Annotated in this window: 21 protein-coding genes and 1 tRNA gene; 11 read left to right on the top strand and 11 right to left on the bottom strand. The window is 73.1% G+C overall.

What is annotated here, in order from left to right; all coding sequences use genetic code 11:
• Positions 1-170: 170 nt before the first annotated feature.
• Positions 171-1,328 (bottom strand): DMT family transporter, encoded by a 1,158-nt coding sequence (locus ACIRQF_RS05690; protein WP_404089130.1) that lies wholly within the window; start codon positions 1,326-1,328, stop codon positions 171-173.
• On the bottom strand, positions 1,325-2,164 hold the full coding sequence (locus ACIRQF_RS05685; RefSeq protein ID WP_404089128.1) for a phosphatase PAP2 family protein: 840 nt from the start codon (positions 2,162-2,164) through the stop codon (positions 1,325-1,327). The genes ACIRQF_RS05690 and ACIRQF_RS05685 overlap by 4 nt, the downstream gene beginning before the upstream one ends.
• A gap of 166 nt (positions 2,165-2,330) precedes the next feature.
• Between ACIRQF_RS05685 and ACIRQF_RS05680 the strand changes: the two genes are divergently transcribed.
• The 3 genes from ACIRQF_RS05680 to ACIRQF_RS05670 all read left to right on the top strand — a co-directional run bounded on the left by ACIRQF_RS05680 (position 2,331) and on the right by ACIRQF_RS05670 (position 4,893).
• Positions 2,331-2,957 carry a TetR/AcrR family transcriptional regulator C-terminal ligand-binding domain-containing protein gene (locus ACIRQF_RS05680; RefSeq protein WP_404089126.1) on the top strand — a complete coding sequence of 209 codons (627 nt, stop codon included), beginning with the start codon at positions 2,331-2,333 and terminating at the stop codon, positions 2,955-2,957.
• 111 nt (positions 2,958-3,068) lie between these two features.
• Entirely contained in the window at positions 3,069-3,446 is a 378-nt protein-coding gene (locus ACIRQF_RS05675; RefSeq protein ID WP_404089124.1) for a DUF488 domain-containing protein, read from the top strand.
• Positions 3,447-3,630: 184 nt separating this feature from the next.
• The gene (locus ACIRQF_RS05670; protein ID WP_404089122.1) at positions 3,631-4,893 is read left to right on the top strand and encodes a cytochrome P450; all 1,263 of its coding nucleotides are present in this window, start codon (positions 3,631-3,633) and stop codon (positions 4,891-4,893) included.
• Here ACIRQF_RS05670 and ACIRQF_RS05665 read toward each other — a convergent pair.
• The gene (locus ACIRQF_RS05665; protein WP_404089120.1) at positions 4,883-5,401 is read right to left on the bottom strand and encodes a DUF309 domain-containing protein; all 519 of its coding nucleotides are present in this window, start codon (positions 5,399-5,401) and stop codon (positions 4,883-4,885) included. The two genes, ACIRQF_RS05670 and ACIRQF_RS05665, sit on opposite strands and share 11 nt — an antisense overlap.
• A gap of 116 nt (positions 5,402-5,517) precedes the next feature.
• On the opposite strand from ACIRQF_RS05665, the gene ACIRQF_RS05660 reads away from it, so the two are divergent.
• Positions 5,518-5,591 (top strand) — tRNA-Pro (locus ACIRQF_RS05660).
• 211 nt (positions 5,592-5,802) lie between these two features.
• Here the strand turns inward: ACIRQF_RS05660 and ACIRQF_RS05655 are convergent.
• From ACIRQF_RS05655 to ACIRQF_RS05645, 3 genes are all read right to left on the bottom strand, one after another.
• The gene (locus ACIRQF_RS05655; protein WP_404089543.1) at positions 5,803-5,865 is read right to left on the bottom strand and encodes a hypothetical protein; all 63 of its coding nucleotides are present in this window, start codon (positions 5,863-5,865) and stop codon (positions 5,803-5,805) included.
• A gap of 171 nt (positions 5,866-6,036) precedes the next feature.
• On the bottom strand, positions 6,037-6,198 hold the full coding sequence (locus tag ACIRQF_RS05650) for a hypothetical protein (RefSeq protein ID WP_404089118.1): 162 nt from the start codon (positions 6,196-6,198) through the stop codon (positions 6,037-6,039).
• 8 nt (positions 6,199-6,206) lie between these two features.
• Positions 6,207-6,431 carry a DUF6003 family protein gene (locus ACIRQF_RS05645; protein ID WP_404089116.1) on the bottom strand — a complete coding sequence of 75 codons (225 nt, stop codon included), beginning with the start codon at positions 6,429-6,431 and terminating at the stop codon, positions 6,207-6,209.
• A 271-nt stretch (positions 6,432-6,702) separates the two neighbouring features.
• Between ACIRQF_RS05645 and ACIRQF_RS05640 the strand changes: the two genes are divergently transcribed.
• The 3 genes from ACIRQF_RS05640 (at position 6,703) to ACIRQF_RS05630 (ending at position 11,188) form a co-directional block, all read left to right on the top strand.
• Positions 6,703-8,145, top strand: coding sequence for a serine/threonine-protein kinase (locus ACIRQF_RS05640; protein ID WP_404089114.1), 1,443 nt, complete (start codon positions 6,703-6,705; stop codon positions 8,143-8,145).
• Positions 8,146-8,785: 640 nt separating this feature from the next.
• Positions 8,786-10,207 (top strand): sulfatase, encoded by a 1,422-nt coding sequence (locus ACIRQF_RS05635; RefSeq protein WP_404089112.1) that lies wholly within the window; start codon positions 8,786-8,788, stop codon positions 10,205-10,207.
• 81 nt (positions 10,208-10,288) lie between these two features.
• On the top strand, positions 10,289-11,188 hold the full coding sequence (locus ACIRQF_RS05630; protein ID WP_389750238.1) for a formylglycine-generating enzyme family protein: 900 nt from the start codon (positions 10,289-10,291) through the stop codon (positions 11,186-11,188).
• Between the two features lie 90 nt (positions 11,189-11,278).
• Here the strand turns inward: ACIRQF_RS05630 and ACIRQF_RS05625 are convergent, their stop codons facing one another.
• The 3 genes from ACIRQF_RS05625 to ACIRQF_RS05615 form a co-directional block, all read right to left on the bottom strand.
• Positions 11,279-13,519 carry a sulfatase-like hydrolase/transferase gene (locus ACIRQF_RS05625; RefSeq protein ID WP_404089109.1) on the bottom strand — a complete coding sequence of 747 codons (2,241 nt, stop codon included), beginning with the start codon at positions 13,517-13,519 and terminating at the stop codon, positions 11,279-11,281.
• Between the two features lie 151 nt (positions 13,520-13,670).
• The gene (locus tag ACIRQF_RS05620) at positions 13,671-14,315 is read right to left on the bottom strand and encodes an NADPH-dependent F420 reductase (protein ID WP_404089107.1); all 645 of its coding nucleotides are present in this window, start codon (positions 14,313-14,315) and stop codon (positions 13,671-13,673) included.
• 48 nt (positions 14,316-14,363) lie between these two features.
• Complete coding sequence (locus ACIRQF_RS05615) at positions 14,364-15,176, bottom strand: inositol monophosphatase family protein (RefSeq protein ID WP_404089105.1); 813 nt, start codon at positions 15,174-15,176, stop codon at positions 14,364-14,366.
• A 116-nt stretch (positions 15,177-15,292) separates the two neighbouring features.
• Between ACIRQF_RS05615 and ACIRQF_RS05610 the strand changes: the two genes are divergently transcribed.
• Complete coding sequence (locus tag ACIRQF_RS05610; RefSeq protein ID WP_404089103.1) at positions 15,293-16,234, top strand: LysR family transcriptional regulator; 942 nt, start codon at positions 15,293-15,295, stop codon at positions 16,232-16,234.
• A gap of 13 nt (positions 16,235-16,247) precedes the next feature.
• Here ACIRQF_RS05610 and ACIRQF_RS05605 read toward each other — a convergent pair whose 3' ends face one another.
• On the bottom strand, positions 16,248-18,842 hold the full coding sequence (locus ACIRQF_RS05605) for a SpoIIE family protein phosphatase (protein WP_404089101.1): 2,595 nt from the start codon (positions 18,840-18,842) through the stop codon (positions 16,248-16,250).
• 530 nt (positions 18,843-19,372) lie between these two features.
• On the bottom strand, positions 19,373-20,203 hold the full coding sequence (locus ACIRQF_RS05600) for an alpha/beta fold hydrolase (RefSeq protein WP_376631058.1): 831 nt from the start codon (positions 20,201-20,203) through the stop codon (positions 19,373-19,375).
• Between the two features lie 184 nt (positions 20,204-20,387).
• Here ACIRQF_RS05600 and ACIRQF_RS05595 point away from each other — a divergent pair, with 184 nt between their 5' ends.
• The 3 genes from ACIRQF_RS05595 to ACIRQF_RS05585 are packed head-to-tail and all read left to right on the top strand — an operon-like array spanning position 20,388 to position 21,239.
• The gene (locus tag ACIRQF_RS05595; protein WP_404089098.1) at positions 20,388-20,573 is read left to right on the top strand and encodes a hypothetical protein; all 186 of its coding nucleotides are present in this window, start codon (positions 20,388-20,390) and stop codon (positions 20,571-20,573) included.
• 10 nt (positions 20,574-20,583) lie between these two features.
• Entirely contained in the window at positions 20,584-20,979 is a 396-nt protein-coding gene (locus ACIRQF_RS05590) for a hypothetical protein (protein ID WP_404089096.1), read from the top strand.
• 11 nt (positions 20,980-20,990) lie between these two features.
• Complete coding sequence (locus ACIRQF_RS05585; protein ID WP_404089094.1) at positions 20,991-21,239, top strand: hypothetical protein; 249 nt, start codon at positions 20,991-20,993, stop codon at positions 21,237-21,239.
• Positions 21,240-21,470 lie beyond the last annotated feature (231 nt).

Genomic DNA, 21,470 nt, shown 5'->3' with positions numbered 1-21,470 from the left:
CGAGGCGATCGGGTGGAGATACGCGGAAGCCGCGGCCGGTGTCGGCCGCGGCTTCCGCGTTTTCGCGGGGTCGTTCGTGAGGTCGTTCGCGTGCTGGTTCGCGAGGTCGGCGGAGTTCCCGCGCCTCGTGCGGTCGGGGGAGTGCCGCGTTCTGTGAGGCCGGCCGGGGCTCAGCGGGCGGGCTCGGGCAGCGGGCCCGGGACGCCCAGGCCGTCCGGGACGCCCAGGCCGTCCCGTACGGGCACGGATTCCGGCACGAGGGGCGGAGCGTCGGGCGCGGCGAGGGGCAGGGGGTCGGGCGCGGCGAGGGGCAGGGAGCCGGGTGCGAGGGGCAGGGAGCCGGTGGCGGGAGCCGGGATCTCCTTGACCAGGACCTCCGCCACCACTACCTCCGCCACCACGGCCTCCGTCGCCGCAGCCGTCCCGAGCCCCTCGTCGGACGCCGCACCCCCGGCGGCCGGCTCCGTCCCCAGCCCGGTCGTCAGCAGCACCACCCCGCGCGCCGCGACCAGCGACGCTCCGGCGGCGACCGCCCAGCCCCAGGCACCGGCCCGGAAGGTCTCGCCGAGGAGGGCCACGCCGATGACCGCGGCCGCGGCCGGGTTCGCGAGGTTGACCACCGCGAGCGGCGCGGCGAGGCCGCCCCGGTAGGCGGCCTGGGAGAGCAGCAGTCCGCCCACCGCGAAGGCGGCGATGAGGACGGCCAGCACGGCCGTCTGCCACCAGCCCGAAGGCCCGCCGGGCAGGTCGCGGGCGAGCGCCGCGGTCAGGGTCTGGGTCAGCGCCGATCCGACCCCGGAGGCCACGCCGGAGGCGGTCGCGTGGCCGAGGCCCTGACCGCGGGCTCCCGTCCCCATCCGGGCCCGGGACCGGTGGGCGAGCAGCCCGATGAGGAACAGCGTCACGGCCGTCACGACGAGGGCCTCGCGCAGGTTCAGCGCCTCGTCGGGCTCGACGGGGCCGGTGACCGCGACGAGTCCGACCAGGCCCGCCAGGGTCCACAGCGCCCCGCGCCACTCGGCCCGGGTGACCCGTCGCCGTGCCCCGTACGCGCCGATCGGCAGGGCGGCGACCAGGGTCAGCGCGCCGAGCGGCTGGACGAGGGTGAGCGGCCCGTAGTGCAGGGCGGCGACGTGGGCGAGCGCGCCGGCGGCGTTGAGGCCGACCGCCCACCACCACTGCGGGCGGCCGAGCAGGCGGCGCAGGGCGCCCCGTCCGCCCGTGGAGGCGGACGCGAGCCGCGACTGGGCGACGGCGGCGAGGGCGTACCCGGCGGCGGACACGAGGGAGAGGAGGACCGCGACGACGGTCCCGGCGGCGGCGTTCATCGCAGGGCTCCGGCGGTCGAGGCGGTCGAGGCGGCGGTGGCCGGGGTGAGCGGCACGAGCGGCCTGGCGGGGTCGGGGTCGCCGTCGTGGCGGCGGTGCTGCGGCGCCGGTACGGCGAGGAGGGCGAGCGCGAGGAGGACGGCGGCGGCCAGGGCGTCGAACCAGTAGTGGTTGGCGGTGCCGACGATGACCAGCAGGGTGAGCAGCGGGTGCAGCAGCCACAGCAGGCGCCAGCGGGACCGGGTCGCCATGATCAGGCCGATGGCGACCATCAGGGCCCAGCCGAAGTGGAGCGAGGGCATCGCCGCGAACTGGTTCGCCATCGAGTCCGTCTCGGGCGTCGCGCCGTAGACGGAGGGGCCGTAGACCCGGGCGGTGTCGACCAGGCCGGAGGCGGCCAGCATCCGGGGCGGCGCGAGCGGCATCAGCAGGTGCAGCGCCAGCGCGGCGGCGGTGAGGAGGGCGAGGACCCGGCGCGACCAGACGTAGTGGTCGGGGCGGCGCCAGTAGAGCCAGGCGAGGAAGGCGATCGTGGCGGGGAAGTGCACGGCCGCGTAGTACGTGTTCGCGGCGCGTATCAGACCCTCGCCGTGCAGCAGCAGCGCCTGGACCGTCCCCTCGCCGGGCAGGTGCACGGCGCGCTCGGCGTCCCACACGCGGTCGGCGTTGTGGAAGGCGCGGGTCTCGTGACCGTTGGCGAAGAGCCGGCCGAACTTGTAGACGAGGAAGAGGGCGGTGACCAGCAGCAGCTCGCGGAGGAGCGGCGGCCTGGGGGTAGCCGTCGCCCCCGGTCCTGCAGGACGAGTGCTTCGTATCCCGCGTATCCCGGCAGCCATGGCTCGGCCCCTTTTTCCGTCAATTCGGACAGCAAACGGATGAACTGTAGATGCCTATTCATCGAGACGCAAGCGTCTCGATACGTTTGCGTCTCGATTGTGCGCCCCCTACTCTCGTATGTGCAGACACAGGTCCGGTGGGGTACGGGCTGTCCGGGAGGAAAAGATGTCCACGCAGGCCGCTACCGCCGCCGCCCGACGCAGCAAGCTGACCCCCGAGCGGGAGGCCGAGCTCTTCGAGGCGGTCATCTGTCTGCTGCGCGAGGGCGGCTACGACTCCGTCACCATGGAGGGCGTCGCCGCCCGCACGAAGTGCGGCAAGGCGACCCTCTACCGCCAGTGGGGGACCAAGCCCCGGCTCGTCACCGCCGCCCTCGACCGGAGCCGCTGCGCCGTCTTCACCGGCATCGACACCGGCTCCCTCGTCGGCGACCTGCGCGAGGCCGCCCGCATCGCCGCCTCCCACCGCGAGCGTGACGCCGAGCTCATGGAGGCGGTCAGCCAGGCGTACATCCAGCACCCCGACCTGCGCGCCGCGCTGCGCGAGACCGTCATCGAACCGGAGGTCGCCGCGCTGGACGCGATGCTGCGACGCGCCGTCGAACGCGGCGAGATCGCCGCCGACAACCCGGCGATCGGCTTCGTCGCCCCCTGCTTCATGGGCATGCTGCGCATCGAGCGCCTCTTCGAGGAGCGCTTCGCCGACGCCTCGGCCATGCGGACCTTCGTGGACGCGGTGCTCCTCCCGGCGCTGCGCGCGGAACCGAGGGCGCCCGAGGCGCCGGAGGCGTGACGGACCCGGCGGCCCGGTGCCCCGAGACGCGGCGGACGTCCCCTGGGCGCCCCTTCGGATCCCCGACGGCCCCGAAGTGTGAAGCCCGGACGCATCCGGCACCCTGAAGCCATGCCCCAGAGCTCACGTCCCCAGGTCCGTACGCGACGCGTCTACGAGCCGCCCGAGCCCGACGACGGCCTCCGCGTCCTGGTCGACCGGCTGTGGCCGCGCGGCATCTCCAAGGCCGACGCGCACGTCGACGTATGGCCCAAGGACCTGACCCCCTCCACCGAGCTGCGCCGCTGGTACCACGGCGACGAGGGGGAGTTCGAGGAGTTCCGGCGCCGGTACGGGAAGGAGCTCGACGAGCCCGCCGCCGCCGAGGCCCTCGACGATCTGCGCACCCGTGCCGCCGAGGGCCCCGTCACCCTCCTCACGGCCGCCAAGGACCCCTCGCGCAGTCACACGGCGGTCCTGACGGAGGCGCTGGAGACGAAAGCGCCGTAAGGGAGCGGGCGAGCCCTCCCGGGCGCTGCTTTCCCGCCACCTCGGCGCGCGCCCCTGTTCACCCGGACCGGGCCCCGTCACCATGTCCGCATCGGACCGCACCGCATCGCCCCGTGCCCCTGGCACCGCATCGCCACGTGCCCCTGGCACCGCATCGCACCCGGCAACCCTGAGGAGGCGCCGCGTGGACCCGGCCCAGCGGAATCGTCACGCCCGGCTCGACGACCTCCAGCGCGACCCCTACGCCCTCTACGCCCGGGCACGCGCCACCGCCGGGCTGACCTTCGTCCCCGACCTCGACGCGTGGCTGGTCTCCCGCGACGCCGACATCCGCGAAGTGCTGCTCCGACCACAGGACTTCTCCTCCGCGCAGGCCCTGCGCCCCGACGTCCTGCCCTCGCCCGCGGCCCTCGCCGTCCTCGGCGCCGGCTTCGCGCCCCGGCCCACCGTCGTGTCCACCGACGGCGCCGCACACCGCCGCCACCGGGCGCCGCTCAACAGCGGCCTGTCCGCCGCCCGGATCGCCGCGCTCGCCCCGTACGTCACCGAGCAGGCCGACGCGCTCGCCGAGGCCTTCGCGGACACCGTCGCGGAGCAGGGCCGGGCGGACCTGATGACCCACTACGCCCGCCGCCTCCCCGGCACGGTGATCGGCCGGCTGCTGGGCCTGGACCCGGCGGACGTGCCGGCCGCCGTCCACGGCTCGTACAGCGCCGAACGGCTGCTCTTCCGGCCCCTCCCCGAGGAGGAGCAGGTCGCCGCCGCCGAGGACGTCCTCGCCCTCCAGCGGCTCCTCGACCGGTACGCCCGCGACCGTCGGGCCAGGCCCCGTGACGACCTGGCCGGCACCCTGGTCGGAGCACTCGCCCCCGACGCGGGACTCGGGCCGGGACCCCGTGAACTCACCGACGACCAGCGCTGTGAACTGGTCTCCAACCTCCAGAACCTGCTCATCGCCGGGCACCTCACCACCACCGCCCTCATCGGCACGACGGTGCTCCACCTGATGCGCCACCGCGAGCAGTGGGAGCTGTTGTGCGAGCGGCCGGAGCTCATCCCGGCGGCCGTCGAGGAGGCCGCCCGCTACGACAGCGCCGTCCAGGGCTTCCGCCGCACCACCACCCGCCCGGTCACCCTCGCCGGCACCGAACTGCCCGCCGGCGCCACCGTCTTCGTCGCCTACGGCTCCGCCAACCGCGACCCCGCCCGCCACCACGAGCCGGACCGCTTCGACATCACCCGGCCCCGGCCGCACTCCCGCCATCTCGCCTTCGGCCACGGCCCGCACGGCTGCCCCGGCTCCCAGCTGGCCCGCGTCCAACTCCACGCCACCCTCGCGGCGTTCACCCGCCGCCTGCCCGGACTGCGCCCTGCCGGCACCGCTCACGTCCGCATGCGCCCGACCCTCATCCACCGCTCGCCCGAGGAGCTCCTGCTCACCGGCTGACCCGCAGCCGCGGCGCCTCCGCCGCGGCGTCGACATCGCCACCGTCGCCCGCCGTGACCCGGGCGGCCAGCCCCCGCGCCCAGGCCACGACCCCGGGCACGTCGATCCCGTACGTCTCGGCCCCGCCCCGCGCGTACTCCTCGACCCGCCCGGCCCCGCGCAGCAGCAACCGGGCGCCGCCCGTCGTGTTCCCCCGCGCCGCGTGCGTCAGACCCACGGCGAGCTGAGCCAGGCCCTGCCACAGCCCCCGCTCGTCCGCCGGCCCCGACTTCCAGGCGTCCTCGAACACCTCGTGGGCGTGGAACGGCATTCCGGCGTCCAGCAGGCGCTGCGCCTCCCGCACCGTCCCGTCCGGCGTCCGCACCACTCCCTCGGGCTGCCGGGCCACCCCCTCCGCCCCGTACGCCAAGGGCCTCCCCAGCCCGTCCCGGGGCCGCGCACTCCGCGCCCGCCCCTCCGGATCGCGATCCCGCCCCGGCTCCCGTTCCCGTTCCTGTCCCGTGTCCACCACCCCATTCTCGACCGTGCCGCCCGGTCACACCCCGTGTGCTGATCCACCCCGTGAAGTGAGGTAATGTTCTCTTGCACGCCGCCACCGGGGACAAACCGGAAGCGACGAGGCATCGGGACGTGGCGCAGCTTGGTAGCGCACTTGACTGGGGGTCAAGGGGTCGCAGGTTCAAATCCTGTCGTCCCGACTCGAAAGAGTCGCAGATCAGGGGCCGTTTCAGAGCAATCTGAAACGGCCCCTTGATTGTTTCGGGACCACCTCGGGGACCCGCGCGCGTGACCGACCGAAGTACACCTCGACTCGGCCGTTCCCCGGGCGGCAGCGAGCTCACCGCCGATGAAGAACCTGTCGTGCGTCCGGACCACGAGGAGCTTTCCTTCGCGGGTCAGTGCGCGCGGTCAGGAGAGCTGCGCGAGGATCTCGTCCGCGGCGCGGCTGCCCGAGCGGACGGCGCCGTCCATGTAGCCGTTCCAGACGGTGGCGGTCTCCGCGCCCGCCCCAGTGGACGCGGCCGATCGGCGCGGCGAGGGCCGGGCCGAGTCGGGTCGAGGCGCGCCGGCGTTCCGACACCCGCCGTAAGAGTCCCGCGGGCGAACTCCTCGGCGTTCCAGACCTGTTCGAGGACGTCGCCCTCACCCCTCCGAGCCCGGCCTGCACGCCCTCTCGTCCTCGTCGTCCGCCCCGGTGGGCTGGGGGAGAGGGATGCGGGTCTGTCCTTCGATCGGTGCCGGGGTGCGCTCGCCGAGCCGGTCCTCCAACTGCCGGAGCCTCGTGCGCGTCTCCTCGGGCGTCATGTTTCCCCTCAATGCTGTCGCTGACCGGGACCCCGACGGACGGCCCTGCCCCTGCGCCGCCTCTCCGCCGGTGGCAGCAGCCGGGGGGAGGCGGCGGTGACACCGTGCACGTCGAGCCAGGCCCGTGCGGCGGACGTCTCCACGCACGCCAGGTCTCCCACAGCGGCGACGGAGGCGCCCAGCGGGGTCGCCGGGTCGTCGTCCACGAGGAACAGGTAGGCGTCGTCGGTCATGTTCGTCTCCTTCGCAGACGCGATGGTCGTGCGCCGTCCTCACCTACCCCCTTCACCGCAAGTCACCGCGGCTCCGATCACCCTCGCCCACGGCGCGCTCCGGTGTCACGCCCAGCGCCGGAGCCGTGTGCGGGGCCGGGGGGATGTCCGGCGGCTGAGGGGGCACACGTGCACACGGTGCTCGCAACCACGCGGCCGGGCATGCCCCCGGCAGCGCACACGGGGGCGGGCGGACGACGGCAGGTAACAACAGGACGCAGGGAGCGCAGTGATGAAAGTCCGCTCGTGGCCGATCCGACCGGACCTCCGGCTCACCGCCCCCGTGGTGGCCGGACGCTACCGGCTCGACGACCTGCTGGGCCGCGGCGGCGCCGCCGACGTGTACGAGGGCATGGACCTGCGCCTGCGGCGACCGGTCGCCGTGAAGGTCTTCCGCCCGGACGGTGACGCCGACACGGAGGAGCGGTTCGACGGCGAGGGCCGGCTGCTGGCCCAGCTGCAGCACCCCGGCCTGATCACCGTGTACGACTGCGGCCGGGACGACGGAACGCCCTACCTGGTGATGGAACTGGTCAGGGGCACGACGCTGCGCCGGCGGATCGCGGCGGCTGCGCTGCCGTTGGCCGAGGCGTGCCGCATCGGAGCCGCGCTGGCCTCGGCACTGGCTCATGTGCACGAGGCCGGAGTCGTCCACCGCGACGTCAAGCCCGCCAACATCCTGCTGGACGAGGCGGGCGCCCCCCGCCTGACGGACTTCGGCATCTCCCGGCTGCTCGGCACCACGGATCAGACCGTGACGGGCGCCCTGGTGGGCACCGCCGCGTACATGGCTCCGGAGCAGGTGCTGGGCCGGGGCGCCGGGCCGGCAGCGGACATCTACAGCCTGGGACTGGTGCTCATCGAGTCGATCAAGGGCGAACTGGAGTACGACGGGGCGCCGCTGGAGGCTGCGATCGCCCGCCTGAACCGTCGCCCGGTCGTTCCGCCGGACATACCGGCGGCCGTCGTCGAACTACTGGAAGCCATGACCGACGCGGACGAGAGCCGCCGGCCGGACGCCCGGGCCTGTGGGCGCGCCCTGGCCGCCTTGGCATCGGAGGATCTCGCGAGAGCGGCTGACGAGCCCGGGGGACCCTCCGTGCTCGCGACTCCGCCCATGAGGGGCGAGGACGGCGCCGGCGAGCGGAATCCGGACACGCTGTGGTCGGACGGGGCGGCCGCGGCAGTGGGGGCCGCCGGTGTCGAGGCCGCCGTCCCTGCGCACGGCGAGCCGGTGCCCACGCGCCCCTCTTCCGGCCGGCCCGCCTCACGCCGGGCCGGCCGGATCCTGGTGACCGCCGGTGCGGCACTGACCGTCTTCGGCGTCGGACTGGCCGGTTCGGTGGGCGGGCCGCCCGCAGAGGCGGAGGACGCCGCGCCCGTTCCGTCGCGCTCCGCCACGACCGAGCCGGCCTCCCCGACCGCCTCGTCCGCTCCGCCGGCCGGAGCCGCCGCCTCCTCCGCGTCCGCGCCGCGCTCCCCCTCGTACACCGGGGACCGCCGGGGCGCCGGCGCCGAGGGTACGGCGGTCGACAGCCAGACGCCGTCGGCTCCTGGCGTCTCGGAGCAGCAGCGCGGGCGTGCGACCGGTCCGGGAGCAGCCGGGCCGGCCCCCCGGAAGGGCGAGGCGCGGCAGGGGAGCCCGAAGCCGGCCAAGGGCAGGCACGCGCGGTGACACCGCCGCGGCTCCCGGCGTTTACGCCGCCTGACGGGGTACCGGGCAGTCGACTTCTCGACTTCCCGACTTCCCACTTCCCGACCCGGCTCCCCGACTGCCCGGCCGGGGCGGTGGGTCGGTGGGGCAGGCCCTGAAGGGGGCCTGGTGTCGTGACGATCGGTGTACCCGCGAGGGGCTCGGCACTCGATCGGCGCTAGCACGGGGCGTACGACAGGACCATGGCCCGTGACACCGGTCGCTGTCTGGGAGGAAGACCTCACCGACCGGCGGCGCCGACGTTACTACGCGCTGCTGGTCGACCTTGTCGCCGTCCGCCGGCACCGCACGGGCGCGCCAGGGGACATCACGGCGATCCCCTTTTCATCTGCCGTACATGGAACGGGAGTTCCGCTTCGCCTACTCTCGTCGCCATGGCAGCAGGAATCCTTACTGCGCGCCGCCACGTCGACCAGGGGCGTTTGGCGAGCGCCCTGTGTCCGGTCGCCCCGGCGCACTGAACGCGCCCTTTCCCCCACGGGATCCCCACCTGGCGCCCTGCCTGACTCCCGTCTCTTCCCCTTTTATACGGCAGTAGGCGGCGCGAAGCCGCTCGCCTGCCGTGCCTCATGCGCGGACGCATCCAGGAGGAACGGACATCATGAGCGAGAACAGTGAGAACAGCGAGAACAGACGACACCCGGTGAGCCGCCGCGGCTTTCTCGGCGGCGCCGCCGCCGTGGCAGCCGCCACCGCCGTCCCCGCCCTCGCGCAGGTCGCCGGAGCCGGCCCCGCCGCTGCCGCGGGCCGTCCGAACATCCTGCTGATCGTCACCGACGACCAGCCGAAGCACACCGAATGGGCCCTGCCCAAGACCGTCGCCTGGCTCGCCGACCAGGGTGTGAAGTTCACGAACGGCCACGTCGCCACCCCGCTGTGCGCGCCCTCGCGCTCGAGCGTGTTCTCCGGCCGCCACGCCCACAACCACGGCGTGCGCAACAACCAATCCCCGTACGCGCTCGACCAGAGCACCACCGTGCAGAGGTACCTCAAGCAGGCGGGCTACCGCACCGGCCTGTTCGGCAAGTACCTCAACTCCTGGGACCTGGCCCAGAACCCCCCGAACTTCGAGGAGTTCGCCCTCCTCCAGCCCGGATACGTCGACGCCCGGTGGAACGTCAACGGCACCGTCCAGACGATCAACGGCTACACCACCAACATCATCAAGAACCGCACGCTGAACTTCCTCGACAAGGCCGCGACCGACACCCGGCCCTGGTTCGCGTACGTCACCCCGTACGCCTCCCACGGCCCGCGGACCCCCGAGGCGAAGTACGCGGACACCCCCGTCCCGGACTGGAACGGCCGGCCCTCGGTGCCCGAGAACGACCGCAGCGACAAGCCGGCCTACATCAGGAACGCCACCGGCACCCTCGCCGACGGCCAGACCATCCGGGCCGAGCAGCTGCGCACGCTGCTCTCCGTCGATGACGCGGTGCAGGCCTTCAAGGACAAGCTCCAGGCGCTGGGCCAGCTGGACAACACCCTCGTCATCTACATAGGCGACAACGGCTTCAGCTGGGGCGACCACGGCTGGACCGCCAAGTCGGTGCCCTACCGCCCGGCTCACGAGGTGCCGTTCTACCTCTCCTGGCCGGCCGGCGGGCGAGGCGCGGGGGCCGTGGACTCTCGCATCGTCGCGAACATCGACATCGCGCCGACCATCCTCGACGCGGCGGGCATCACCCCGGCCGCACCCCAGGACGGCCGGTCCCTGCTCTCCTCCTACAGCCGTGACCACCTGCTGGTGGAGTGGTGGAAGCAGGGCACCACGGCCGGCGGCGTGCCGACCTGGTCCTCGTACGTCGCCAAGGACAGGCAGTACACGGAGTACTACGACCTGACGACCGACGGGAACGGCACGGTGTCCGGCACCGGCCAGGTGAAGTTCCGCGAGTACTACGACCTGGTGAACGACCCGTACCAGCTGGACAACAAGCTCTACCAGGCCACTCCGGCCGACGAGCAGGCTCTGGGCATCCCCGCCCTGGCCGCCCGGCTCGCCGCCGACCGCGTGGCCTGACCCGCACCCCTGAATCGCCCGCCGGGCGCCCTTGCCGAGAGGCACGGGCGCCCGGCCGCCCACCGTCCCGACGGAGCCGCCATGTCCGACTGCTGCACCCCCGGCCACGCCCACGCCCCGACGCTCACCCTCGCGCCGCCGCCCCCCGCGCCCCCGTCCGCCCGGGTGGCCCGGCAGCTGCTCAGCCTGCCCGGTGGCAGCTTCCTCATGGGTACCGACGACCCGGAGGGCTTCCCGGCGGACGCCGAGGGACCGGTCCGCGAGGTGGCCGTGGAGCCCTTCCGGATCGCGGCCACGGCCGTGACCAATGCCCAGTTCGCCACCTTCGCCAAGTCCACCGGGTACACGACGGACGCCGAACGCTTCGGCTTCTCCTTCACCTTCGGGGCCTTCCTCGCCGACGAGGTCGCCGCGGTCTCCGCTCCCGTGGCGGCCGTCCCGTGGTGGCGGGCGGTGGAGGGGGCCAGCTGGCGCCGACCCGAAGGGCCCGGCTCGCACGTCACCGACCGGCAGAACCACCCCGTCGTCCATGTGTCCTGGCACGACGCCCAGGCGTACTGTGCCTGGTCCGGCACCCGACTGCCCACCGAGGCCGAGTGGGAGTACGCCGCCCGCGGCGGCCTGGAACAGCGCCGTTACCCATGGGGCGACGAGCTCACGCCCGACGGCCGGTACATGTGCAACATCTGGCAGGGCGAGTTCCCCGTACGCAACACCGGTGCCGACGGCTACGTCTCCACCGCCCCCGTGAAATCCTTCCGGCCCAACGGCTTCGGCCTCTACAACACGGTCGGCAACGTGTGGGAGTGGTGCGCGGACTGGTTCGCCCCCGCCGAGGAGACGTCCCGCGCGATGCGCGGAGGTTCGTACCTCTGCCACGACTCCTACTGCAACCGCTACCGCGTCGCCGCGCGGAGCTCGAACACGCCCGACAGCTCGACCGGCAACATCGGGTTCCGCGTGGCCGCCGGTCCCGCGTAGGCCGGTCCGCCGGCCGAGCAGGGCCGCCGCCTGCGGAAGAGGCCGTTCCGGAAGATCCGGAACGGCCTCTGGCATGGGGCGCGCGGGCGGTCAGGACACCGTGACCCGGGCCAGGGCCCAGGAGGTGTGGTCGAAGGACGTGCGGTTGTTGGCGTCCTCGACCACCAGCCGCAGGACGCGGACGCCCCGTACGTCCAGGTCGACGGGGACCGGGCCGGTGGCCGCCGTGAGGGTGGGGGTGGTGAGGAGCAGGCGGTCGTCACCGTAGACCTTGGCGCGGGTGGCGCCGAGGGTGCTCTGCTTGGCGGAGAAGTCGTCGATGCCGACCAGGGAAGTGAACCGTACGGCGCCGCCGCCGAGGTGGTAGGCGATGTCGCTGGGCGCGTGGACGCCCAGACCCTTGGGGTACGTCGTACCGCCGAAGGAGATCAGCGGGCCGTCGCCGGCTGCGCTCTTGCCGTTGGAGGCGTCGAGTTCCACCGGCCCCCAGCCGTTGGCGGCACTGATCCAGGTGAGGTCGGAGAGATAGGAGTCGCGGGTGGGGGCGGGGGGCGGAGTGGGTACGGTGCCCGCCGCGGGGTAGTGGACCGGGCCGGCCGGGGTGAGGGCGGTGCCCTCCGCGGTGAGCTCCCACCTGGTCGCGGGGGCGGCGTCCACGGCCGGGGTGACCTGCCAGGAGGCGGTGAGCCGGGCGCCGACGGCGAGCTCCTGCGCCGTGGCCGGAGAGGTGGACGTCACGGTCCATCCGGCCGGGGCGCGCAGGCCGAGCGCCGCGGTGGTCCAGGGCCGTGCGGAACCGTTGTCCAGGGTGGCGGACACGGTGAACGCCTGGCCGGGCACGGCCAGGAGCGGCACCGTCAGGCGGGTCCCGAACGGGATGCGCGGATAGCTGTCCTTCCAGGAGGAACGCATCAGCGCCACCAGTTCCGTGGCCTTGGCGGGGTTCTTGTCGAGGTCGTTGCGGGTCTCGCCGGGATCGGTGGCCAGGTCGTAGAGCTCCACCTGCCACTTGTCGTCGGGGAGGTCGTGGTCGCGTTCGGGGGCGAAGCGGACGGCCTTCCAGTTGTCCCGGCGGACCGCCTCCGCGAGCCAGGTGGCGCGCTTGCCGTCCTGGGCGTTGGCCCGGCTGGTGACCCCCAACTCGTCGCGGAACCAGTACAGGTGCCCGTGGCGTGCCGAGTCGGCGCTGCCGGCGAGCAGGGGAGCGGCGGAGAGCCCGTCCACGTCGGTGGGAGTGGGGGCGCCGCCGAGCTCGGCGAGGGTGGGGAGGACGTCGGTCAGGGGAGTGGGGCGGTTGCTGGTGCCCTGCCGGACCCGGCCGGGGCCCCAGGCGATGAGAGGGACGCGTACGCCGCCTTCGTAGAGGTTGCGCTTGTAGCCGCGCAGCGGACCGTTGGCGTCGAACAGGTCGGGGTTGACCCCGCCCTCCTCGTGGGGGCCGTTGTCACTGGTGACGAGGACGACGGTGTCCTGCTCCAGGCCGAGGTCGCGGAGCCGGTCGATCACCTTGCCCACCAACGAGTCGAAGTAGCTGACCTGGGCCGCATGGCCCTTGTCCGCAGCCGGCCAGCTCTTCCCCGCGTAGGCGCCGGTGTCGGGAACGTCGCTGGGGGCGTGCGGGACGTTCGGGGTGAGCAGGAGGAGGAACGGTTCGGCGGCGTGGCTGCCGATGAACTCCAGGGCGTGCTGTTCGAGGAGGTCGGGGGCGTACACGGCCTTGGCACCGCCGGCGTTCGCGGGGATGGGCTCCTTGACCGCGTTGTGCCAGAGGTACTCGGGGTAGTACTGGTGGGCGTGGCTGTGGTCGATGTAGCCGTAGAACTCCTCGAAGCCGCGGGCGGCCGGATGGCTGTCCTGGCCTGCGGCCTCCGGTCCGAAGCCCCATTTGCCGATCACGGCGGTGCGGTAGCCGCGCGCCCGGAGCACCTGGGCGAAGGTGGTGTCGGTGCCGGCGAGCGAGCCCTGGCCGCCGGAGGAGGGGTTGGCGCGGACCGTGGAGTGGCCGGTGTGGAGTCCGGTCAGCAGGGAGCAGCGGGAGGGCGCGCAGACGGCGGCGGTGGAGTAGGCATCGGTGAAACGGAGCCCTTCGGCGGCGAGCCGGTCCAGTCGGGGGGTGGTGATCAGCTTCTGCCCGAAGGCGCCGAGTTCGCCGTAGCCGAGGTCGTCGGCGAGGACGACGACGATGTTCGGCAGTCGGGTGCCGGAGCCGTCCGCCGCGTCCGGGACCGTCACCACGGGCACCGCCTGGGCCGACCCGGCGGCGGTGGCGGTGGCGGCGGTCAGACCGAGCGAAGCGGTCGATGCGGCGAGGAAGGCACGGCGGCTGGGCATGGGGAACTGCGTCTCGGGTGCGGGTGCGGGTGCGGGTGCGGGTGCAGGCCGGCTGGGTCTGGGCCGGGCGTCTGCCGATCATGCGCGGGGGAGCCGCACCCGGACCAGGCATGGAGCATGAAGAACGTGTGACAGCACCCGACTTGACCGCTCAGCGGGCGAGGGAGACGGCGAAGGGCTTGAAGCCGTCTCGGCGCAGGACGTGGGGAACCACGAGGATCATGGCCTCGGTGGCGCGGGCTGTGGTGATGCCGCCGAGGTCCTCGATCCACGCGGGCTGCCAGCCCAGGTCGCCGAGCAGGCCGGTGACGGCCTTCTTCGCGTTCCGGTCGTCGCCCGACAGATAGGCGGTCGGTGGGGTGGCCAGCGTTTCGGGAGCGGCCATGACCGTGAACAGCATGGTGTTGAGGGTCTTGACCACATGGGTGCCGGGGAGGGCGGCCTGGAGTTGCTCGGCGAGGCTGCTACCGGGATAGCACAGGGCGCCGGGCAGGCCGTCGTCGGCGTCGAGGGTGGCGTTGGAGACATCGATGAGGAGCTTTCCGGAGAGCTCGGTGCGCAGGCCGGCCAGGCGGTCCAGGGATGTGTGGCCGGGCGTCGCGTTGATCACGATGTCCGCGGTGCGGGCGGTGGTGCGCTGGTCGGCGAAGGCGATCTGTGGGCCGATGCCGGCGGCAGGGGCCGCGGGTTCTTCCGGGTTCCGGATGCCGAGGGTGACGCGGTGTCCGGCTGCGGAGAGCTTGCCGGCGAGGCCGGCGCCGACGCGGCCGGCGCCCAGGATGCCGATGTTCGTCATGAGGTGACGCTCCTTGCGGTGCGAAGTGGGCAGGGCGGAGGTGGCCGGTCAGGCGATCGGCGTCAGGACCTTGAGGGCGGCGGTGTGGAGGCCGGGGGCGGCGGCCAGGAAGTCGCGGCTGGCCGCGTTCCAGGGTTCGCCCGCCAGGTCGGTGACGGTGCCTCCGGCCTCGGAGACCAGCAGCGCACCGGCGACCAGACCGGAGCGGACGTCGGAGAACTGCCAGAAGGCGTCCATGCGTCCGGCCGCGACGTGGATGAGCTGCATCGTGGCGGGAACGGACACGCGCACGACCAGGCCGTTGACGAGCATGGCGGTGACCGAGTCGCCGATCCGCCGGAAGGTGCGCTCGTCCTCGCCCGGCCTGGCCTGGCCGGTGCCGACGAGCGCGGCGCCCAGGTCGGTCTTGGCGGACACCTTCAGGGGCCGGCCGCCCAGGCGGGCACCGCCGCCGGCGACAGCGGTGTAGGTGTCGCCGGTCAGTGGCAGGTGGACGACGGTGAGCACCGGCTGGTTGTCGCGGACCAGGGTGGCCGTCACGGCCCAGTCCTCCATGCCGTGAACGTGGTTGATGTTGCCTTCGGCGGGGTCGACGACCCACCACTCTCCCGACGGGAGCGCACCGCCGCCCAGCTCGTCCTCGGCCCACTGCGATCCCCGCCGGGCCCGCAGCAGCGGCTCGCGCAGCCCGGCCAGCACCGCGTCGTCGTTGGCGTGGATCTCGGCGACGACCTCGTCCAGACTCACGCCACGGGCGTGCGGTGTGTAGCGCTCACGCAGGGTGAGGCCGGCGGTCTGCACCACGGCCGTCACCTCGGACAGGAGCGTCGTGTCAGCGGCGAAAGGCATGGCTGTGCTCATGGCGGGGCTCCCTGGGTTCGATGTGTGCGGGCGGCTCGTCTCGCGCCTGCACTTCGAAGGTAGGCCTCCCCATGAGTAACAACAAGTGCATGCTATTCAGTTGTAGAGTTACTGGGATGCAATTGGATCTGAACCTGCTGACCGCCCTGGACGCACTGCTGGAAGAGGGCAGCGTCGCCGGCGCCGCGGCACGCCTCCACGTCACCGCACCGGCGATGAGCCGCTCCCTGGGGCGCATCCGCAAGGCCACCGGTGACCAGATCCTGGTCCGCACCGGCCGCAGGATGGTTCCCACCACCCGCGCGCTGGCCATGCGCGCCCAGGTCCACGCCCTCGTACAGCAGGCCCACCACCTTCTGTCCGCGCAGCAGGAACTCGACCTGGCACCCCTGGAAAGGGTGTTCACCGTGCGCTGGCACGACGCCCTGACCGCCGCCTGCGGATCCGCCCTGATCGCCGCCGCCCATCGCCAGGCCCCCGGCGTCCGGTTGCGCCTGTCGGCCGAACCGGGGACGGACGACGCCGAGCTGCGCCGGGGAGAGGTCGACCTCGAATCGAGCTCCAGCGCTCCGACGCTCCCCGACATCCGTCATCGCCTCGTCGGCAGGGATCGGCTGGTGGTCGCCGTCCGACCAGGCCACCCCCTCCTCGAAGGCCCGCTGAGCGTCGAGCGCTACGCGGCCGCCGAACACCTCACCGTTTCGCGACGCGGGAGCCTGCGCGACCCGGTCGACGACGCCCTGACCACCCGCGGCCTCGAACGACGCGTCGTCGCCGCCGGGCCCACCGCCGCCTTCGCGCTGCAACTCGCCCTGGAGACCGACCTGGTCGTCACCCTCCCCGGCGCGGTCACCCGCGCAGCCCGGGAACAACTCGGCCTCGCCGTACTGTCGCCGCCACTCCCGTTGCCCGAAGTCCCTCTGTACCTGCTGTGGCACCAGCGCTACGACGACGACCGCGCCCACACGTGGCTGCGAGACCTGGCCACCGAAACCGTCCAGGCACTGTTCGCACCACCGGCTGCCTCTGAGCAGCCCCTCGACCGGACCGGGGATTGACGGGCGGCGGACATCAGTGCACGGGACCGGCGCCGTCCGTGGTGGGCAGGGGCTGTTCGGCCCAGATGACCTTGCCTTCCGGGGTGTAGCGCGTGCCCCAGTGGTCGCTGACCTGCGCCACCAGGAACAGTCCCCGGCCGCCCTCGTCCATGGTGGCGGCGTAGCGCAGGTGCGGGGCGGTGCTGCTGCCGTCCCACACCTCGCAGGTCAGGGTGCGGTCGCGCAACAGGCGGACGCGTACGGGCGCGGCGCCGTACCGGATGGCGTTGGTGATGAGCTCACTGAGGATCAGTTCCGTGGTGAAGGCGAGTTCCCCCAGACCCCACTCCTCGAGCTGCTCGGCAGCCAGGCTGCGCAGGGCGCCGACCTCGCTCGGGTCGAACGGCACCTCCCACTCGGCGACCCGGCCGGGGCCCAGGGTCCTGGTCCGGGCGATGAGCAGCGCGATGTCGTCGGACGGGCGGCTGGGGAGCAGCGCGTCGAGCACGGCGCGGCGGCTGGCGTGCGGGTCCCGGTCCGGGTGGCTCAGGGCCGTGCGCAGCTTCTCCACGCCCACCGAGATGTCCCTGCTCCGCTCCTCGACCAGCCCGTCGGTGTACAGGACCAGCTGGCTGCCTTCCGCCAGCCGCAGTTCCGTGGACTCGAACGGCATGCCGCCCAGGCCCAGCGGGGGGCCGGCCGGCAGTTCCGAGATCGTGGTCGTGCCGTCCGGCTCGACCACGAGCGGTGGCATGTGTCCCGCCCGCGCCATGGTGCAGTTCCGCGAGACCGGGTCGTAGACGGCGTACAGGCAGGTCGCTCCCAGGACCCCGCCGTTCGCGGCCGCGCTGTCGCCTTCCTGGTCCATGCGCTGGACGAGGTTGTCGAGACGGGCGAGGAGTTCGTCCGGCGGCAGGTCCAGGGAGGAGAAGTTGTGCACCGCCGTGCGCAGCCGCCCCATGGTGGCCGCGGCGTGCAGGCCGTGCCCGACGACGTCCCCGACGACGAGCCCGACGCGGCTGCCCGGCAGCGGGATCACGTCGAACCAGTCCCCGCCCACTCCCGACTGGGCGGGCTGGTAGAAGTGCGCGACGTCCACCGCGCTGTGCTCGGGCAGGTCCTGGGGCAACAGGCTGCGCTGCAGCGTCACGGCGAGATTGTGTTCCCGGGTGTAGCGGCGGGCGTTGTCCATGGTGACCGCGGCGCGGCCGACGAGCTCCTCGGCCAGCGACACGTCGTCCTCGTCGAACGGCTCGGGCTTCTCCGAGCGCCAGAAGTTGACCACCCCGAGCACGACACCCCTGGCCTTCAGAGGAGCCGCGATGAGCGAGTGGATCCCGTACTCGACGATCGCCGACGTCCGCGGCGGGTCCTGGGCGTGCCAGCCCGGAGCCTCGTGCAGATCGGGCACCAGCTCGGCCGTGCCCGTGCCGTAGCCGCGGGCCTGAGGCGTCGACGGCAGGAAGTCGATCAGGCTGCCGAGCGGATACAGCGGGTGATCGGAACGGATGCCGCTGACCGCCGTACGCCGCATGTCGGCGCCCGGACCGGGCTCGTCGCCGGTCAGCACCGGCTCTGCCAGGTCGACCGTGACGAAGTCCGCGAACCGGGGGACCGCGACGTCGGCCAGCTCCTCGGCGGTGCGCACCACGTCGAGCGTGGTGCCGATGTCACCCCCGGCGTCGTAGAGCAGCTTGAGCCGCCTGCGGGCCGTCTCGGCCCGGCTGCTCAGCAGCTGCATCTCGGTGGAGTCGCGGATGGTGACCGCGGAGCCCTGCGGCCGGCCCCGGGGCCGGGTGGGCCGCTGGTTGACCACGAGCAGCCGGTCCCCGGCCTGCAATACCTCGTCGGTGGCCTCCCGGCCGGACAGCAGCAGTTCCGCCATTCCGCGGTCCATGCCGATCTCGTCGACGGGGCGTCCTTCGGCGTCGTCGGGCAGGCCGAGCAGCCGTCCGGCCTCGTCGTTCGCCAGGAGCAGCCGGCCCTCGTCGTCGGTGATCAGTACCCCTTCGCGCACGGCATGGAGCACCGCGTCATGGTGCTCGTACATGCGGGTCATCTCCTGCGTGCCGAGCCCGTGGGTCTGCCGGCGGAGCCTTCGGCTGATGAGAGCCGTGCCGACGGTGGCCAGGGCCAGGCCGCCCGCGATGGCCAGGAGGATGACCGGGAGCTGGCTGTCGGCGATGCCGGTCACGCTCTCCACCGTCAGACCCGCCGAGACGAGGGCGACGACCTTTCCGTCGGGTGAGGTGACGGGCACGATCGCCTGGATCTCCTTGCCGAGCGGCCCCTCCACACTCTCGGTGTGCACCTGGCCGGCGAGCGAGGGTTCGATCGTGCCGACGAAGCGCTCGCCGATGCGGTCCGGCTGGGGGTGGCTGTAGCGGATGCCGTGGGTGTCCATGACCACGATGAAGTCCACGCCCGCGGCCTTGCGCGTGTCCTCGGCGACGGGCTGCACGACCGCGGACGGGTTCGGCGATTTCAGGGCTTCCTGCAGCCCCAGGGACTTCGCGAAGGTCTGCGCCACGGAGACCGACCGGTCGCGCGCCTCACGGTCGATGTCGTGCCGCGACTGCAGCAGCAGGGCCAGCAGGGCCCCGGCCGCGAGCAGCACCACGATCGCCACCTGAAGGACGAAGACCTGTCCGGCGACGCTTCCGAATCTTCTGCCTAGGTTCGACCGCACCGGGACGCCGGGCACGAGAGACGCGACGGGCTCACAATCCAGTTGTAGCACTTCCCCACGGCCGGGGCGGGGGCTCCCGGCCTGCACGGTGCGGGTTCGGGGCACTCCGCACCGTCATCGGTGCGGGTCAGGATGGGGTGTTGCGCGCGCCATCCCCGGGCGGCTGCGGGTCGAGGGACGTCGGATGCCATCCCCGCGGGTCGGCAGCGGGTCGGCAGCGGGTCGGGAGGTGGACGCCGCCTCGTCATCGCGAGGGTCGGGAGATGGACGCCGCCCCGTCGTCCCGCGGGTCGGGGAGGGGCGGGGTGCGAGGTGTCGGCGCGGCGACAGGTGCCACGGGCGAACCGCAGGCGGTGCTGTGCGATCCGCCGCTGCGGAGCGATCACCTGGGGTGCGGTCTCGGTGACGGACCCGACGGATCCGACGGACGTGACCGCCGACGCCGACGGAGTCAGCCGACGCCGACGGAGTCAGCCGACGAGCCAGGCGAGGAGCGCCGGGGTGGCGTCGAAGTGTCCACCGTGGCCCGCGTCCGGCTGACGGGTCAGGGTCGTGGCCGGAATGCGGGCTGCGAGCCAGTCGCCGTGGGCGGGGGGTACGAGGGTGTCGAGGCCGCCGTGCCAGAGGCGGGTGGGGGTCTCGATGTCGGCGGGGTCGAAGCCCCACGGCGTACCGAAGAGCGCGACGACGTCGTCGACCCAGCCGTCGAGGCCGGGCCGGACGGCCTCGGCGAAGGCCGGGCCGAGCATGGCGCTGACCTCCGGACGGGAGAGGACGGCCTGTTCCACCTCGGGAAGAGGGGGGAGCTTCGCGGTGCCGACCTGCGCGAGGTGGTCCCTGACGGCGTCCCGTCCGGTCACCGCTGCGGCCGCGCTGCGGCGGTTGCCTTCGTTCATCCCGGCCGTCCAGTCGAGGCCTTCGGCGTCCCGGGGCGCCAGACTCGCCAGGGCGCCGGCCCGCGTGACGCGGTCGGGACGGCGGGCCGCGCACGCCAGCGCGTGCGGGCCGCCGCCGGACACGCCGAACACGGCGAAGCGCTCCAGGCCGAGCGCGTCGGCCACGGCGGTCACGTCGTCCGCGGCGTCGACGACCCGGCGGCCCGGGGCGGGGCTCGACCGCCCGAAGCCCGGGCGGTCGTACGTGATCAGACGTATGCCGAGGTCGTGGAACAGACGCTCGTCCGGATGCCGGGCGAGCCGGCTCATCGGACTGCCGTGCAGGTACACGACGGGCACCCCCGAGGGGGCGCCCCATTCCTCCACGGCCAGCGTCCGACCGTCACCAGTGATCACCTCATGCATGGCAGCCACGCTACTGAACCCGCGTGGGGGATGTCGGCCCGAGGCGCGGGGCAGCGGCGGATCCCCGCTCATTCCTCTGTGGGCGCAACGCCGTTGACCGCATAGAGGCCTGCGGAAGTCAATTCCTCCCTGCTCGAACCCCTATACGACCCTTTTCGGCCAACTGGCCTTAAAGCCGCGGGATTTGACCGATCTTCCTGCTACTTTCGCGTGCCGGCTCGTCCAGCCCCCAGCCGACACCGTCGCCCAGCCCGAACGCGCCGCCCACGCCGCCCGGCCGACGCAGGTCCACAGTGTGAAGCTGGTCCTCGCGTACGCGCCGGAGTCCGGGACCTTCTACGTCCGCACCGCCTGCCCGACCCCGCCGTAACGTGCGCCACGTGACCACGAAACACGACGAGTTCCTGACCCAGGGCGTGGTGGGGCTCCTCCTGAGCGTCGCCGTCGCGTCGCGCAACCCGGGGGCCGCACCGCTGGAGGACGAGCTCCAGCGCCTGTCCCGCCTGCTGCAGGACTCCTCCGCGACCGTCCGGGTGATGCCCATGAGCGCCCTGGCCTCGCTGCTTGACCAACTGGCCGACGAGGCCGGCACGGAGGTGTTCGGCACCAGGTCCGCCGCGTACCGCGACAGGCTCTCGCGGGCAGCCGGCGCGAAGCGCCGGCCGACTTCCTGCGCTCCCTGGCCGAGCTGGTCCGCGACCGCGAGTTCCTCTTCTGCCCCGACCTCGCGGAGCTGCCGCTGTCCGACTGGGAAGCCGGCGCGCGCTTCTCGCTGACCTCGGCGTTCGTGTCGTCGATGGTCTCGGGGGAGTACGACGGCGTGGACGAGGCCCTGGACGAGATCCTCACCAGCGAGCACCCCGACTGCCACGAGCGACTCGGCAACCTCGCCGGGGAGTTGCAGCGCGTGCTGTACCTGTTCCGCGCGCCCGCCGAGTTCGACGCGGCCTTCGCCCATGTCATGCCGCACGTGACCCACGCCCGCGTGCGGGTCCTGCTCGACGCCGTCCATGCCCACTTCGCCGAACAGCACTGACCCGCCGCCCCGTTCTCCCGAAAGGAGCCGCCGCCATGTCCACCGAGCCGAACCTCCATGTGACGGACCAGGACCTGAAGCGTCTAGCCGACGACCTCGACGCCATGCGGACGCACATCGACGGGCAGGTGCGCCGGATGGACAACGCTCGGCTCCGAGGTCGAACCCCCGGTGCCGTACACCCCGGGCGCCTGGCTCGCCACGCTCGCCGTGGGGCTGCGCGGCTGACGG

Origin of the sequence: Streptomyces sp. NPDC101191 (genome assembly GCF_044767915.1) — a bacterium.
Taxonomy (GTDB): Bacteria; Actinomycetota; Actinomycetes; order Streptomycetales; family Streptomycetaceae; genus Streptomyces.
The sequence above is the reverse complement of the archived record's forward strand: the minus strand, read 5'-3'. Positions and strand labels throughout refer to the sequence as shown.